A 15,262-nucleotide genomic window follows, 5' to 3' on the forward strand; every position below is an offset into this window, starting at 1 on the left:
CCACTATCTGCCACGAGAGGGGACTTTGTTGTCACAAAAGGTGACATCGGACATCCTGAAAAAGGGCGCAAGCGTCCTGTGGGTCGCCGCCCGGGCCGAGCCGCGTCTCCTCATCGCCGCCGTGCTCAGCAGCGGGCTGTACGCGGCGACGACCGTGGGCAGCGCCTCGGTCCTCGGCAGGGTCACCCAGGACGTCGTGCTGCCCGCCTTCCGCGACGGCCGTACGACCACGGGCACGCTGGTCCTCGGCGGCCTGGCGATCGTCGGCGTGGCACTCCTCAAGGCGCTCGGCGTCGCGGGGCGGCGGCTCTACGCCGGGATGGTCCAGTACAACATGCAGGCCGCCTACCGGCGCGCGGTCACCCGTCAGTACCTCCGGTTGCCCCTGGCCTGGCACCAGCGGCATCCCACCGGCCGGCTCCTGTCCAACGCCAACGCCGACGTCGAGGCCGCCTGGGCGCCGCTCGCCCCGCTGCCGATGGCGCTCGGGGTCGTGCTGATGCTGGTCATCGCCGCGATCGCCATCCTCGCCACCGACCTCGTCGTGGCGATCGTCGGCTTCCTCGTCTTCCCCGCGATCGCCGGGCTGAACGTGATCTACCAGCGGCGGCTCGCCCCGGTCGCCGCGCACGCGCAGCGCCTGCGGGCGGGCGTCAGCGAGGTCGCGCACGAGAGCTTCGAGGGCGCGCTGGTCGTCAAGACGCTGGGCCGCGAGGCCGACGAGACCGAGCGCTTCGCCGCCGTCGCGGCCGAACTGCGCGAGGCGAACGTCGCGGTCGGCCGCCTGCGCGGGCTGTTCGACCCCGTCCTGGAGGCCCTGCCGAACCTCGGCGTGCTCGCGGTCCTGCTCGTCGGATCGATCCGGCTGCGGTCCGGCGCGATGTCGCCGGGCGACCTGGTGCACGTCGCGTACCTGTTCACCCTGCTGTCCTTCCCGATCAGGGCGCTCGGCTGGGTCCTGGCCGAGGTGCCGCGCAGCGTCGTCGGCTGGGAACGGGTGCAGAACGTCCTGGAGGCCACCGGCTCCCTGCCGTACGGCGACCGGTCCGTCGAGGGCGAGGGGCCGGCGCGGCTGGAGGTAAGCGCCGTGCGGTTCGGCTACACCGAGGACGACGTCCTGCACGACGTCGCCTTCACCGCCGAGCCGGGCCGTACGATCGCGGTCGTCGGCCCCACCGGCTCCGGCAAGTCGACGCTCACGAACCTCCTCGTCCGGCTCGTGGACCCGGCGGGCGGGCAGGTCCTGCTCGACGGCGTCGACGCGCGCGACGTGAAGCGGCACGGCCTGGCGGCGACGACGGCGCTGGTGCCGCAGCAGGCGTTCCTGTTCGACGACACCGTGCGCGGCAACGTGGCGCTCGGCCTGGACGTCTCCGACGAGGACGTGTGGGAGGCGCTGCGGCTGGCCCAGGCCGACGGGTTCGTCTCCGCGCTGGCGGACGGACTCGACACCCACGTGGGGGAGCGGGGCGCCACCCTGTCCGGCGGGCAGCGGCAGCGGCTCGCGCTGGCCCGCGCCCTCATCCGCCGCCCGCGGCTCCTGGTGCTCGACGACGCGACCTCCAGCGTCGACCCCCAGGTCGAGGCCCGCATCCTCGACGGCCTGCGGGACTCGGCCGCCACCGTGGTGGTCGTGGCCTACCGGAAGGCGACGATCGAGCTGGCCGACGACGTCGTCTACGTCGAGCGCGGCCGCGTCGTCGCGCAGGGCCCGCACAAGGAACTGCTGGAACGATCCGCCGGATACCGGGACCTCGTCACCGCCTACGAGCGTGCCGCCGAGGAGCCCGTACCGGACGAGGATGAGGACGAGGAGAACGAGGAGGCCGTGGCATGACGGCCGTGCAGACCCAGCCGCGGTCCGGGCTCGCCACGCTCCGGCGCGGCCTTGCCCTGACCCCGGAGTTCCGGCGCGGCATCACCGGCACGCTGCTGCTCGCGCTGGTCGCCACCGGCGGGCGCATCGTCGTCCCGGTGGCCGTGCAGCAGACCATGGACCGTGGGCTGCGCGCCCACGGCGGGCCGGACATCGGCTTCATCCGCACCGCCGTCATCCTGTGCGCCATCGCCGTCCTCATGACGGCCGTCGCCGCGTACCTGATGAACATCCGCCTGTACCGCACCAGCGAGAACGGCCTGGCGGCGCTGCGCGTCCGCGCGTTCCGGCACGTGCACGACCTGTCGATGCTGACCCAGAGCGGCGAGCGGCGCGGGTCGCTCGTCTCCCGCGTCACCAGCGACGTCGACCAGATGAGCCAGTTCATGCAGTACGGCGGCCTGATGATCATCATCGCGGGCGGCCAGCTCGTCGTGGCCACCGTGCTCATGGCCGTCTACTCCTGGCCGCTCGCGCTGCTGGTCTGGGCCGTCTTCGCGCCGCTGGCGTTCGCGCTGCGGATCTTCCAGCGCTGGCTGTCGAAGGCGTACGGCGCGGTGCGCGAGCGCGTCGGCGACATGCTGTCGGCGGTCGGCGAGTCGGTCGTGGGCGCGTCGGTGATCCGCGCGTACGGAGCCGAGGAGCGGACCGCCCGCCGGATCGACGAGTCCGTGGGCGCGTACCGCGACGCGCAGGTACGGGCGCAGAGCCTCGTCGCCCTGACCTTCCCCTCGACCGAGCTGGCCGCGGCGATCGCGACCGCCGGGGTCGTCATGGCCGGCACGGCGCTGGGCGTCGGGGGCCACCTCACGGCCGGGAAGCTCGTGGCGTTCCTGTTCCTGGTGACGTTGTTCGTCAGCCCCCTGCAGGTGGCCACCGAGGTCCTCAACGACGCCCAGAACGCCATCGCCGGCTGGCAGCGCGTGCTCGGCGTGCTGGACATGACGCCGGACGTGGCCGATCCGGGCCCCGCGGGGGTCGAGCTGCCCCGAGGCGCGATCGACGTGCGGTTCGAGGACGTGTCGTTCGCCTATCCCGGCGGGCCGACCGTGCTGCACGACGTGTCCACGCGGATCGCGCCGCGCTCCCGGATCGCGGTCGTGGGAGAGACGGGCTCGGGCAAGACGACCTTCGCCAAGCTGCTGACCCGGATGATGGACCCGGCGTCGGGGCGGGTGCTGATCGACGGGGTGCCCCTGACCGACGTGCGGTTCTCCTCGCTGCGCGAGCGGATCGTCATGGTCCCGCAGGACGGCTTCCTGTTCGACGCCTCCCTGGCGGACAACATCCGGTTCGGGCGGCCCGAGGCCTCGGACGAGGACATCCACCGGGTGCTGACCGAACTCGGGCTGGGCGACTGGCTGGACGGCCTGCCGGAGGGGCTGGCGACCCCCGTCGGGCAGCGCGGCGAGTCGCTGTCGGCGGGGGAGCGGCAGCTGGTGGCGCTGGCCCGGGCGTACCTCGCCGACCCGGACCTGCTCGTGCTGGACGAGGCGACCTCCGCCGTCGACCCGGCCACGGAGGTGCGCCTGCAGCGGGCCATCGAGAGCGTCACCCGCGGCCGTACGGCCGTCTCGATCGCCCACCGGCTGTCCACCGCGGAGGCGGCCGACGAGGTCCTCGTGTTCGATCAGGGACATCTCGTCCAACGCGGCCCACACGCCGCGCTGGTCGCCGAACCGGGACGATATGCCGAGTTGTACGCGTCCTGGGCAGCACAGTTGAAAATTTGATTTTCCCGACTCCCGCGCCGTTCTCGCCGGTGAGAGGTGGGTTGCCGCGAGAACGGCGGGGAATATCGACGGCAGAAAACAGTCTTTCGCACCGGGGCGTGTGACAGAGCACCGAACTTGGTAAACTCAAACCGGTTGTTGTCGTAGTTCCACGTTCGTTTGCCAGACGCCCGCGGACCGATGACTGGCGGGCGTGTTCTTGCTTCTTCAAGGGCCTGCACACACCCGCGGCAACCATAAAGTGACCCACAACCTGTGGGTTTTGTTTGTCCCGCAAGGAGTTAGGCATGGCCCAGGGCACCGTGAAGTGGTTCAACGCCGACAAGGGGTTCGGCTTCATCGCCATTGACGGCGGTGGTCCGGACGTCTTCGTTCACTACTCGGCGATCGCCACCTCCGGATACCGGACGCTCGAGGACAATCAGCGCGTGGAGTTCGAGGTCGTCCAGGGCGACCGCGGCCCGCAGGCGGACCAGGTCCGTCCGCTGTAGTTCGGATAACGTTCGGTCAAAGTTCACCCGTCGGGGTCCGTGCCGTTTCGGTACGGGCCTCTTCGCTTTTCTGGAGCCGGTCGATCGCCCAGAGTGCCCAGTCGCGGGACGCCGCCAACTGCCGAAGTCCGCGTTCGAGGGCATAACGCCCAAAATCGGACTCGCTGGCGTGCTCGCATAGCGTTTCGAGTTCCGCCCGCCGGGCCTCGACGTGGCGCAGTTCCTCTCTGACGAGGTCCAGGGCCTCCTTCCGGGGCAGCAGGGGGATCAGGAAGGCCCGGAGCGCCTCCTCGCTGCGCACCCGCTGTTCGGGCTTGGTCTCGGTCAGCCACTGGTGTAGTTCCGCCTCGCCGGCCGCGGTGATGGAGTAGGTCTTACGGCCGCGCGGGCCCTCCGCCTCCACCTCGAGCAGTCCGTCCGCCGCCATGCGGTTCAGCTCGGGATAGATCTGGCTGTGGCTCGCCTGCCAGACGTGGGCGAGCGACCCCTCGAACCGCTTGGTCAGGTCGTAGCCGCTCGACGGCCCCGCCACCTCGATCAGTGCCAGCAGTGCTGCGCGCAGTGACATCCCACCAGCATAGCTATGCCGTGACATGTCGAGGCAGCGATGTCAGAGTTGACATGTCGGCTCTTACATGTTGCGATCGACGCGTTGATTGAAACCTGAGAAGGGATCGGGATGTCGGCCATGACGAGCACCGCGCCGCCCGAGGCGGCGCGCCGGCCCAAGACGGGCCTGCTGATCGTCGCCGTCCTCGGCGGCATGTTCCTCGCGATGCTCGACCAGACGATCGTCGGCACCTCGCTGCCGCGGATCGTCCAGGACCTGCGCGGCGAGGACCTCTACACCTGGGTCGTGACGGCCTACCTGCTGACCTCGACCATCACCGTGCCGCTGTACGGGCGGCTGTCGGACGTGCACGGCCGCAAGCCGCTCCTGCTCATCGGGGTGACGGTCTTCCTCATCGGCTCCGCGCTGTGCGCCGTCGCGCAGAACATGCCCGAGCTCATCGCCTTCCGCGCCCTCCAGGGTCTCGGCGCCGGTGCGCTCATCCCGCTGTCCCTCGCGCTGGTCGCCGACCTGTTCCCGCCGGAGAACTCCGGGCGCATCCAGGGCGCGGTCGGCGGCGTCATGGCGCTCAGCTACGTCGCCGGCCCCTACCTCGGCGGCCTGCTCACCGAGCAGGCGAACTGGCGCTGGGTCTTCCTGGTCAACCTGCCGGTCGGCGTGGTCGTCCTCGCGGTGATCGCCCTCCGCCTGCCCCATGTGCGGCGCGAGCGGGTCCCGGCCCGGCCGGACTACCTCGGCATCGCGGTGTTCGCGGCCGCCATCGGGCTGCTGCTGTTCGGCCTGACCGAGAAGGGCCGCACGACGGCCGGCGGAGCGACCCACGCGTGGACGAGCGGGACCGTCGCCGCCCCGATCGCGGCCTCACTGGCGCTGCTCGCCGGGTTCGTCCTCGTCGAGCGGCGGGCCGCCGAGCCGATCGTTCCGCTCGGGCTGTTCCGCAACCGCACCTACACCGCGGCCAACGTCGGATCGTTCTTCACGGCCTTCGGGATGTACGCGGCCATCATCTTCCTGCCGCGCTACTTCCAGGAGGTCCACGGCGACAGCGCCTCCACCTCCGGGCTGAAGGTGTACCCGCTGATGCTCGGCATGCTGGCCGGCAGCTTCGTCACCGGCGCGCTGATCAGCCGGACCCGGCGCTACAAGCCGTGGCTGGTCGCGGCGCCCGCGCTGCTGGCCGCCGGGTCGCTGCTGTGCGCGGGCATCGGCGTCCACACCGGCGTCTGGGCCCTGGCGGGCTGGATGGCGCTGATCGGGCTCGGCATCGGCCCGATGCTGTCCGGCCTCACGATCGCCGTCCAGAACGCCGTCGAACCCGAGCACATCGGCACCGCCACCAGCAAGATCACCTTCTTCCGCCAGGTCGGCGGGTCGGTCGCCCTGGCGATCGCCGGCACCGCGTACGCCTCCCACGTACGCGCCGCCGCCCCCGCGCACGGCCTGACCGCCGCGTCGGCGTCCGCGACGGCGACCGTCATCCCGTGGCTCGGCACCGCCGGCGCCGCCATCGCGCTGGTGGTCTTCGCCCTGATGCCCGAGTCACCGCTGCGGCGCCTCGCCCCGTCCGCGCCTGTGGCCGAGTGAGGCGGCACAATGGATGTCATGTCCTTGGACCCCAAGATCGCCGACCGTCTCAAACGAACCGAAGACGGGCTCGTCCCGGCCATCGCCCAGCAGTACGACACGGGCGAGGTGCTCATGCTGGCCTGGATGGACGACGAGGCCCTGCACCGCACGCTGACCACCGGCCGCGCCACCTACTGGTCGCGCAGCCGCAAGGAGTACTGGGTGAAGGGGGAGTCCTCCGGCCACCAGCAGTGGGTCAAGGAGGTCGCCCTCGACTGCGACGGCGACGCCATCCTGGTCAAGGTCGACCAGGTCGGAGCCGCCTGCCACACCGGTGACCGCACCTGCTGGGACGCCGATCGCCTCGACGCCGTCGTGGGAGAGCGTCCCCAGTGACACACCGCCGCGAACTCGCCGCCGCCGCGCTGCTCGGCGTGGCGGGCGCGGCGCTCGCCGCCGGGTTCACCGGCCGGACCTGGGCGACCGTCACCGTGCGCGGCGGCCCGCAGCTCATGCCGTCGCTCCAGCACCTCACCGGGAGGTCGCTGAGCGGCGGCATCGCCGCGCTCGGCCTGGCGGGGCTGGCCGGGATCGCCGCGCTGCTCGCCACGCGCGGCTGGGCGCGGACGGCCGTCGGCGTGCTGCTGACCGTCTTCGGCGTGCTCGTGGCCGTGCTGTCACCGCTGGCCGTCCGCCACGCGCGGGTCGTGTCGGCCGCCGCCGACCGGACCAACCTCACCCGGCTGACCGGTGACCTGTCCGTGCACGTGGGCGGCTGGTGGATCGTCTCGATGGCCGGCGGGATCCTGCTGGCCGCCGCCGGTCTGCTCACCGTCGTACGCGGCCGGCGCTGGCCCGGCATGTCCGCCCGCTACGACCGCCCGGGCACCGCGTCCCGCGCCGGCGACGATCCCGCCTCGCTGTGGAAGTCGCTCGACCGAGGCGACGACCCCACCAGCGACGAGCTCCAGGAGCACTGAGTGAGCGGGCGCGCGCCGTCCCGACCGGCAGGGGAGGACGACGCGCCGGGTGCCCGCTCACCACGATCCCGGCCGGCCGCGCCGGGTGCCCGCTCACCGCGTTCCCGGGCGGACGCGCCGGGCCGGGCCACCGTGCTCGTGGTGGAGCACGACCCGGGTGTCGCCGACCTCATCCGGCTCTACCTCACCCGCGAGGGGTACCGCGCCCGGCTCGTCACCGACCCGAAGGCGGCCGCCGGGCTCGCGCGCACCCTCCGCCCCGACGCGATCGTCCTCGACCTGACCACGGGCGTGCACCGCGAGGTCACGGAGGCCGCCGGTCCCGCGGTCGTCGTGTCCGTGGTGCCGCCCGGCATGACGGCGCCCGCCGGGCCCACCGTGCCGCGCCCGTTCAGCCCGCGGGTGCTCCTCGCGACGCTCGGACGTGCCCTGCGGGGTCACCAGGTCGCCGCGCCGCGCCAGGACGTGCTGCGAGCCGGCGCCGTCGTGCTCGACGCGCGTACCCGTTCCGTCACCGTCGCGGGGGTGCCGAAGGCGCTGACCGTCATGGAGTTCGACCTGCTGGCGTTCCTGATGAGCCACCCGGGGCGGGTGTTCGCCCGTGACCAGCTGCTCGTGGCCGTGTGGGGGGACACCGAGGCCGCGGGCGTCCGCACCGTCGACGTCCACATCGCGCAGCTGCGCGCCAAGCTGGGCGCCGGCAGCCCGCTGCGCACCGTACGCGGCGTCGGCTACGTCGCCGACCGCTGATCCGCCGTCTCTGTCGGCGGACGCGCCGCCGCGGCCGTCGGCCGCCGCCCCTGCGCCTGGGTGCGCCGGAGTCGCGCGTCGTGCCGCCGCCGGCCGCCGCCCCTGCGGCCGGGTGCGCCGGAGTCACGGGTCGCCGGCCGTCACCTCGGTCGGGTGGGGCGGAGTCCCGAGTCGCCGGACCGGTGCGCCGTACGCTGGGAGCGTGACAGCGGGACAGACCGGAACCCGGCCGATGCCGCGGAGTGTGGGGCGCCGGAGGGCGCGCTGGACGCCGTACGCCGTGCTCGCCGCCGTGCTCGGCGCGGCCTGCTACGTCTCGGCGGTCGACCCGAACCACCCGGGGCACTACCCGACCTGCCCGTTCCTCGCCCTGACGGGGTACTACTGCCCCGGCTGCGGGTCGCTGCGCATGATCCACGCCATCGGCCACGGTCATCTCGCCGAGGCGTTCGGCCGTAACCCGCTGGCCTTCGCCACACTGCCATTCCTGGCTTACCTGTGGGTCAGATGGGTGTGGGCGGCGCGGAAGGGGCGGCCGGTGCGGTCCCGGATCCTCCAGCCAGCCGTGATCGTCGGATTCACGGCGGTCATCCTGCTTTTCTGGGTTGTCCGGAATCTCCCGATCGGACGTGCTCTGGCCCCGTGATTTCCCACCCCCGCAAGGCGCATCGGACCGGCGGGGCTACGATCGAGACACACACGACCGTCCGGCAAGGGGGGACCGTTTTCGTGGGCGAGCTCGCGAGGCAGGGCTCGGTGCGGGGACGGTGCGGACATCCGGCGAGCGATCAGCGGGGAGGGCATGTGGGCGACCGGTTCGGCGAGGCGGCGCTGCGAAGGCCTCCGATGAGTGCGGGGAAGGTGGGCTCGTGAGCGTGCTCGACGAGATCCTGGACGGCGTCCGGGCGGATCTTGCGGAGCGGCAGGCGGCCGTGTCGCTCGACGCGCTCAAGCAGATGGCGACCCACGCCCCGTCACCGCGCAACGCGATCGGCGCGCTGCGCGGCCAGGGCGTCGCGGTGATCGCCGAGGTCAAGCGGTGCAGCCCCTCGAAGGGCGCGCTGGCGGCGATCGCCGACCCGGCCGCGCTCGCCGCCGACTACGAGGCCGGCGGCGCCGCCGTGATCAGCGTGCTGACCGAGCGCCGCCGTTTCGGCGGCAGCATCGACGACCTGGCCGCGGTGCGCAACCGCGTCGACATCCCCGTCCTGCGCAAGGACTTCGTCGTCTCCTCCTACCAGCTGTGGGAGGCGCGGGCGTACGGCGCCGACCTGGTGCTGCTGATCGTGGCCGCGCTCGAGCAGCAGGCCCTGGTCTCCCTGATCGAGCGGGCCGAGTCGATCGGGCTCACCCCGCTCGTCGAGGTGCACACCGAGGAGGAGCTGGGCCGCGCGCTGGACGCGGGCGCGAAGGTCATCGGGGTCAACGCCCGCGACCTGACCACGCTGCGCGTCGACCGCGGCGTCTTCGCCCGGATCGCGCCGCAGATCCCCGACGGCATCGTGCGGATCGCCGAGTCCGGCGTGCGCGGGCCGCACGACCTGCTCGCGTACGCCTCGTCCGGCGCCGACGCGGTCCTGGTGGGGGAGAGCCTGGTCATCGGCAAGGACCCGCGCTCGGCGGTGTCCGACCTGGTCGCGGCCGGGGCGCACCCGGCGCTTCGCCAAGGCAAGTAGGCGGCGGAGCAAGTAAGCTATGCGCATGATCCTTCGCGAGCGATGGCGGGCCTGAATCCGCACCTCAGTTGACCGGATCCGGCCCTAACCGACTGCGACAGGACCACTGCGATGACCATCGATGCCGCACGCTCTCTTCCCGACCTGACCGGGCACTTCGGCCCCTTCGGCGGGCGGTTCGCGCCCGAGGCGCTCATGGCCGCGCTCGACGAGCTCACGACCTCGTACGAGACCGCCATGGCGGACCCCGCCTTCCGGGCCGAACTGGACCACCTGCTGGCGACCTACGCCGGGCGGCCCAGCCTGCTCACCGAGGCGAAGCGCTTCGGCGCGGAGGCGGGCGGCGCCCGGATCCTCCTCAAGCGCGAGGACCTCAACCACACCGGCTCGCACAAGATCAATAACGTGCTGGGGCAGGCGCTGCTCACCCGGCGCATGGGCAAGACCCGGATCATCGCCGAGACCGGAGCCGGCCAGCACGGCGTCGCCACCGCGACCGCCGCGGCCCTGCTCGGTCTCGAGTGCGTCGTCTACATGGGCGAGGTCGACACCGTCCGCCAGGCGCTCAACGTCGCCCGGATGCGGATGCTCGGCGCCGAGGTGGTCCCGGTCACGACCGGCAGCCGCACCCTCAAGGACGCCTGCAACGAGGCGTTCCGCGACTGGGTGGCGACCGTCGACGACACGCACTACTGCATCGGCTCCGTCATGGGCCCGCACCCGTTCCCGATGATGGTCCGCGACTTCCAGCGGATCATCGGCGTCGAGGCCCGCGAGCAGGTCCTCGAGCTGACCGGGCGACTGCCCGACGCGGTCGTCGCCTGCGTGGGCGGCGGGTCGAACGCCATCGGCGCCTTCCACGCGTTCGTCCCCGACGAGGGCGTCCGGCTGTACGGCTTCGAGGCCGGCGGCTCCGGCGTCGAGAGCGGCAAGCACGCCGCCACCCTCGTCGGCGGCTCCCTCGGGGTCATCCACGGCATGCGCACCTACCTGCTGCAGGACGAGGACGGCCAGACCCTGGAGACCCACTCGGTGTCGGCCGGGCTCGACTATCCCGGTGTCGGCCCCGAGCACTCCTGGCTGCACGACAGCGGCCGCGCCACCTACGAGGCCGTCACCGACGCCGAGGCCATGGACGCCTTCGCGCTCCTGTGTCGCACCGAGGGCATCATCCCCGCCATCGAGTCCGCGCACGCGCTGGCCGGCGCGCTGCGCGTCGGCCGCGAGCTCGGCCCGGACGCCACGATCGTGGTCTGCCTGTCCGGCCGGGGCGACAAGGACATGCACACGGCCGCCGAATGGTTCGGGCTGGTCGAGGGCGAAGGGCCGGCGGGCGCATGACTGAGCGGAGCGGGAGCGAGAGCATGGAGCGGACCGAGGGCGCACCGGCGCGCACCGTCGCGACGGCGTTCGAGCAGGCAAAGGCGGAGGGACGCGCCGCGCTGGTCGGGTACCTCCCGGCGGGGTTCCCCTCGTACGAGGGCGCCGTCACCGCCGCGAAGACGATGGTCGAGGCGGGCTGCGACGTCATCGAGATCGGCCTGCCGTACACCGACCCGCTCATGGACGGCCCCACCATCCAGGACGCCGTCCACCAGGCGCTGACCGGCGGCATCCGGGTCGCCGACGTGTTCCGCACGGTCGAGGCGGTCGCCGCCACCGGGGTGCGCACCCTCGTCATGACCTACTGGAACCCCGTCGACCGGTACGGCGTGGACGCCTTCGCCCGCGACCTGTCCTCGGCGGGCGGCTGCGGCCTGATCACCCCGGACCTGACGCCGGAGGAGGCCGAGCCGTGGCTGGCCGCCTCCGACGCGTACGACCTGGACCGGGTGTTCCTCGTCGCGCTCAGCTCCACCGACGAGCGCCTGGCCAAGATCACCGCTCTGTGCCGCGGCTTCGTGTACGCCGCCTCCCTCATGGGCGTGACCGGGGCGCGCTCCGCCGTCGACACCGGCGCCGCGCACCTGGTCGAGCGCACCCGCAAGGCGATGACGCAGCCGTCCTCGCTGCCCGTCGGGCTCGGCCTCGGCGTCAGCAACGGCGAGCAGGCCGCGGAGGTCGCGGGCTTCGCCGACGGTGTGATCGTCGGCTCGGCGTTCATCCGCCGGCTGCTCGACGCGCCGTCGCTCGACGCCGGGCTCGACGCCGTACGCCGCCTCACGGCCGAACTCGCCGAGGGCGTGCGGCGATAAAAGGTCCGCGCTCGGCCCGGAGGTGACAGGATCTACCTCGTGCTTTGACGGCGTCCTTACATTCCCGTCGCCTATGCTGGCGCGCGCCGGGATCATGACCAGGGTGAGGAACGACAGTGGCTACCAAGGCTGACTCCGCAGGGCGTAGGACCAAGGCCACCAAACGGGCGTCCGGGCCCGCGGGCGGAAAGACCCCGCCCGGACGCGGCAAGGGCGGATCAGGCGGCGGGAAGACGCGCGCCACCGACACCAGGACCGGCCCCGCCCGCGGGAAGGCCGACGTCGACCAGGGCCGGACCGGCCTGGCCGGACGGATCCGCGTTCCGGCCGTGCCCGAGCGCTACCAGCACTGGATCACGCTCGTCGTGCGGGTCCTGCTCGCGGGTATCCTCGGCACCGCCGGGTACGCGAAGTTCACCGAGCCCGCAGCGCTGCAGAAGACGGCGGTGTCCGCGTACCGGATCCTGCCGCAGGGCGCGGTGACCCCGGTCGCCCTCGGCCTGCCGGTGCTGGAGATGGTCCTCGCCGTGATGATCCTGCTCGGCTTCGCCACGCGGGTCATGGCGATCTGCGTGGGTCTGCTGTTCGTCGTCTTCATCGCCGGGATCATCTCGGTGGCCGCACGTGGGCTTTCCATCGACTGTGGCTGTTTCGGGGGCGGCGGCACGGTGGCCAAGGGCCAGACCCACTACCTTAGAGAGGTCTTCAGAGACCTCGGCTTCCTCGTTCTCGCCGCCTGGCTGATGTTGTACCCGCGCGGCAAATTCGCGCTCGACCGGGTGCTCGGGATGTACGCCTGAGCGTCGGACGGTTCGAGCGCTGACCGGATATTCGACTAGGAGACCAGATGAGTAAGGCCGCTCGACAGCGGTCGGCCCGCGAGCGGCTGGCAGAGGAGCGCAAGCGCCAAGCGCAGAAGCAGCAGCGGATGCGCGCCCTGACCATCGCCATCAGCGCTCTCGCCATCGTGGCGCTGGCCGTGATCCTCACCGTGTACCTGGTGAACAGGAACAACAGGAACACCTACAGCGGTGCGATCGCGCCGGCGACCCGCCTGGCCGACGGCGGGATCCTGATGGGCAAGCCCGGCGTCAAGGCGCCCAAGCTGGAGATGTTCGAGGACTTCCAGTGCCCCATCTGCCATGAGATGGAGAACACCAGCGGCAACACGGTCAAGAAGCTCGCGGCCGAGGGCAAGGTCAACGTCATCTACTACCCGTTCTGGCTGTTCAAGCAGCAGTCGGAGCCGATCCGCGGCAACTCCCAGCGGGCGGCCAACGCGGCGCTGTGCGCTCCGGCGGACAAGTGGGTCCAGTACCACGACATGATCTACAAGAACCAGCCGGCCGAGGGCTCGAACGGCTTCTCCAACAAGGACCTCATCGGCTGGGCCAACAAGCTCGGCTTCGACACGCCGGCCTTCGAGCAGTGCGTCAAGGGTCTGCAGAAGCAGAGTCAGGTCGACGCGATGACGACCTACGCCGAGCAGACCCGCAAGGTCAGCGGCACGCCGACCGTCTTCCTCGACGGTCAGTCGCTGGACCTGACCAACGTCCTGCTCAAGCCGTCCGCGCTGGAGAAGGCCGTCCTGGCCGCCAAGCCCGTCGACGCCACGCCGAGCCCGGCGGCGTCGGCCACGCCGAGCGGTTCGGCGAGCCCGTCGGCGTCGGCCACGCCGAGCAAGCCCGCCAAGTGACGGTCGCGGGCGGCGCCCACCATCGCGCCGCCCGCCGACGGCCGTCGCGAACGGCCGGACGGACGAGGGGCCGCGACCACCGGTCGCGGCCCCTTCGTGCGTTCCCGGCCACCACCGGATCGCCCAAAGTGTCCTCGGGGTCGCCGATGGGCGGACTCCGACTCCACCGTGGCCCGCGGTCACCGAGCATGCGGTGCGCCGCGCATTCGACGCCCGATCTTCACCGTCGCCGCGCCTCCGCGCGTCCGTCAGACGGTAATCTCACTTCCCATGCAGCAGCCGCTCGCCTTCATCCCCAGCCCGTCGCAGGGGAGCATTCATCTGGGCCCTCTGCCCCTGCGCGGATACGCCCTGATGATCATCATTGGGGTGATCATCGCCGTCTGGCTCGGGGACCGGCGCTGGGCGGCGCGCGGCGGCACGGCGGGCACGGTCCTGGACATCGCGGTCTGGGCGGTGCCGTTCGGCCTGGTCGGCGGCCGTCTCTACCACGTGATCACCGATCACCAGCTGTACTTCGGGCACGGGCGTCATCCGGTCGACGCCCTGAAGGTCTGGAACGGCGGGCTGGGCATCTGGGGGGCGATCGCGCTCGGCGCCCTCGGTGCCTACATCGGCTGTCGCCGCCGCGGCATCTCGCTGCGCGTGTTCGCCGACGCCGCCGCGCCGGGCATCGCCCTCGCGCAGGCGATGGGGCGCTGGGGCAACTGGTTCAACCAGGAGCTGTACGGCCGTCCGAGCAAGCTGCCCTGGGCGGTGAAGATCGACCCCGCGCACCGCCCGCCGGACGCGAAGTACGCCGACATCGCCACCTACCAGCCCACCTTCCTCTACGAGTGCCTCTGGTGCATCGGGGTGGCCATCCTGGTCATCTGGGCGGAGAAGCGGTTCCGGCTGGCGTACGGCCGCACGTTCGCGCTGTACGTCGCCGCCTACACCGTCGGCCGGGCCTGGATCGAATGGCTGCGCATCGACGAGGCGCACCACATCCTGGGCCTGCGGCTCAACGACTGGACCTGCCTGATCGTGTTCCTCGGCGCGGTGGCCTACATGTACCTCCAGCGGCACCGGACCGAGAACCCGCCGGGCGCCCTGGGCACGGTGAGCGACGCCGGCGAAGCCGTCGCGGACCCGGCCGAACCCGCCACCGCGGACGGCGACACGGCGACGGCCACCACGACCACCGCCATCGCGGAGCCCGCAGACTCCGAAGCGGTCCTGGAGCCCGGATCCGAGCCCGAGCCGGAGCCGGAGCCGGCGGCTGCCGCGCCCGCCGTGGCCGACGCGGAGGCCGCCGACCCGGAGGACACGACGGCCGCCGAAGCCGACGCGACGCCGCCCGAGGCGAAGGACGCCGGGTCCGCCGAGGCGGCAGACGCCGAGGCCGAGGGCGGTGAGCCCGCGGACGACGACCGTACGGAGGTCGCGCCCGCCACGGCGACCGGCGAATCGGCCGCAGCGGACAAGGACGAGACGGCGGACGCCCGAACGTCCGACGCCGAAGCCGACGCCGAAGAGGTCTCCCAGGAGACCGCGCCGGCGCAGGCCGACCCGGCCGGACGGCCGTCGGCGGCCCGCCCGACCTGATCGTTCGCTCCGCAGGGCCGGCGGACGCCCGTCGGCCCGTGGAGTGTGCCCCGGATCGGCCCGTGGGCTACGCCACAAAAAGCGCCGCAAACTAGGGCAGAACGGCGATATGGACATCTCGGCGATGGAGGTTCGCTAAGC

General features: G+C 72.1%; 15 protein-coding genes. 14 read left to right on the top strand and 1 reads right to left on the bottom strand.

What is annotated here, in order from left to right; genetic code table 11:
* The first annotated feature begins 40 nt into the window (after positions 1 to 40).
* The 3 genes from NE234_RS40280 (at position 41) to NE234_RS40290 (ending at position 4,100) form a co-directional block, all read left to right on the top strand.
* The gene (locus NE234_RS40280) at positions 41 to 1,837 is read left to right on the top strand and encodes an ABC transporter ATP-binding protein (RefSeq protein WP_252786420.1); all 1,797 of its coding nucleotides are present in this window, start codon (positions 41 to 43) and stop codon (positions 1,835 to 1,837) included.
* The gene (locus NE234_RS40285) at positions 1,834 to 3,609 is read left to right on the top strand and encodes an ABC transporter ATP-binding protein (protein WP_252786421.1); all 1,776 of its coding nucleotides are present in this window, start codon (positions 1,834 to 1,836) and stop codon (positions 3,607 to 3,609) included. The genes NE234_RS40280 and NE234_RS40285 overlap by 4 nt, the downstream gene beginning before the upstream one ends.
* A 287-nt stretch (positions 3,610 to 3,896) precedes the next feature.
* Positions 3,897 to 4,100 carry a cold-shock protein gene (locus NE234_RS40290; protein ID WP_252786422.1) on the top strand — a complete coding sequence of 68 codons (204 nt, stop codon included), beginning with the start codon at positions 3,897 to 3,899 and terminating at the stop codon, positions 4,098 to 4,100.
* A gap of 16 nt (positions 4,101 to 4,116) precedes the next feature.
* On the opposite strand, the gene NE234_RS40295 is transcribed toward NE234_RS40290, so the two are convergent.
* Positions 4,117 to 4,668: a PadR family transcriptional regulator gene (locus NE234_RS40295; RefSeq protein WP_252786423.1), complete on the bottom strand. Its 552-nt coding sequence runs from the start codon at positions 4,666 to 4,668 to the stop codon at positions 4,117 to 4,119.
* 120 nt (positions 4,669 to 4,788) lie between these two features.
* Here NE234_RS40295 and NE234_RS40300 point away from each other — a divergent pair, with 120 nt between their 5' ends.
* The 11 genes from NE234_RS40300 (at position 4,789) to lgt (ending at position 15,121) form a co-directional block, all read left to right on the top strand.
* Positions 4,789 to 6,255 (top strand): MDR family MFS transporter, encoded by a 1,467-nt coding sequence (locus NE234_RS40300; protein ID WP_252786424.1) that lies wholly within the window; start codon positions 4,789 to 4,791, stop codon positions 6,253 to 6,255.
* Positions 6,256 to 6,264: 9 nt separating this feature from the next.
* On the top strand, positions 6,265 to 6,633 hold the full coding sequence (hisI, locus tag NE234_RS40305) for a phosphoribosyl-AMP cyclohydrolase (protein ID WP_252786425.1): 369 nt from the start codon (positions 6,265 to 6,267) through the stop codon (positions 6,631 to 6,633).
* Complete coding sequence (locus NE234_RS40310; protein WP_252786426.1) at positions 6,630 to 7,217, top strand: Trp biosynthesis-associated membrane protein; 588 nt, start codon at positions 6,630 to 6,632, stop codon at positions 7,215 to 7,217. Before hisI ends, NE234_RS40310 begins: the two co-directional genes overlap by 4 nt.
* Positions 7,218 to 7,967, top strand: a complete 750-nt coding sequence (locus NE234_RS45690) for a response regulator transcription factor (protein WP_308206992.1) — start codon at positions 7,218 to 7,220, stop codon at positions 7,965 to 7,967.
* Between the two features lie 202 nt (positions 7,968 to 8,169).
* Complete coding sequence (locus NE234_RS40320) at positions 8,170 to 8,613, top strand: DUF2752 domain-containing protein (RefSeq protein WP_252786427.1); 444 nt, start codon at positions 8,170 to 8,172, stop codon at positions 8,611 to 8,613.
* Positions 8,614 to 8,836: 223 nt separating this feature from the next.
* Positions 8,837 to 9,643 (top strand): indole-3-glycerol phosphate synthase TrpC, encoded by an 807-nt coding sequence (trpC, locus tag NE234_RS40325; protein WP_252786428.1) that lies wholly within the window; start codon positions 8,837 to 8,839, stop codon positions 9,641 to 9,643.
* A gap of 111 nt (positions 9,644 to 9,754) precedes the next feature.
* A complete protein-coding gene (gene trpB / locus NE234_RS40330) occupies positions 9,755 to 10,984 on the top strand; it encodes a tryptophan synthase subunit beta (protein WP_252786429.1) in 1,230 nt (409 codons plus the stop codon).
* A gap of 23 nt (positions 10,985 to 11,007) precedes the next feature.
* Entirely contained in the window at positions 11,008 to 11,838 is an 831-nt protein-coding gene (gene trpA / locus NE234_RS40335; protein WP_252786430.1) for a tryptophan synthase subunit alpha, read from the top strand.
* Between the two features lie 116 nt (positions 11,839 to 11,954).
* Positions 11,955 to 12,638, top strand: a complete 684-nt coding sequence (locus tag NE234_RS40340; RefSeq protein WP_252786431.1) for a MauE/DoxX family redox-associated membrane protein — start codon at positions 11,955 to 11,957, stop codon at positions 12,636 to 12,638.
* A 47-nt stretch (positions 12,639 to 12,685) separates the two neighbouring features.
* Positions 12,686 to 13,534: a DsbA family protein gene (locus NE234_RS40345; protein ID WP_252786432.1), complete on the top strand. Its 849-nt coding sequence runs from the start codon at positions 12,686 to 12,688 to the stop codon at positions 13,532 to 13,534.
* 270 nt (positions 13,535 to 13,804) lie between these two features.
* Positions 13,805 to 15,121: a prolipoprotein diacylglyceryl transferase gene (gene lgt, locus NE234_RS40350; RefSeq protein WP_252786433.1), complete on the top strand. Its 1,317-nt coding sequence runs from the start codon at positions 13,805 to 13,807 to the stop codon at positions 15,119 to 15,121.
* Positions 15,122 to 15,262: the final 141 nt, after the last annotated feature.

This window comes from Actinoallomurus rhizosphaericola, assembly GCF_024055675.1.
In the GTDB taxonomy this organism is placed as follows: Bacteria; Actinomycetota; Actinomycetes; order Streptosporangiales; family Streptosporangiaceae; genus Actinoallomurus; species Actinoallomurus soli.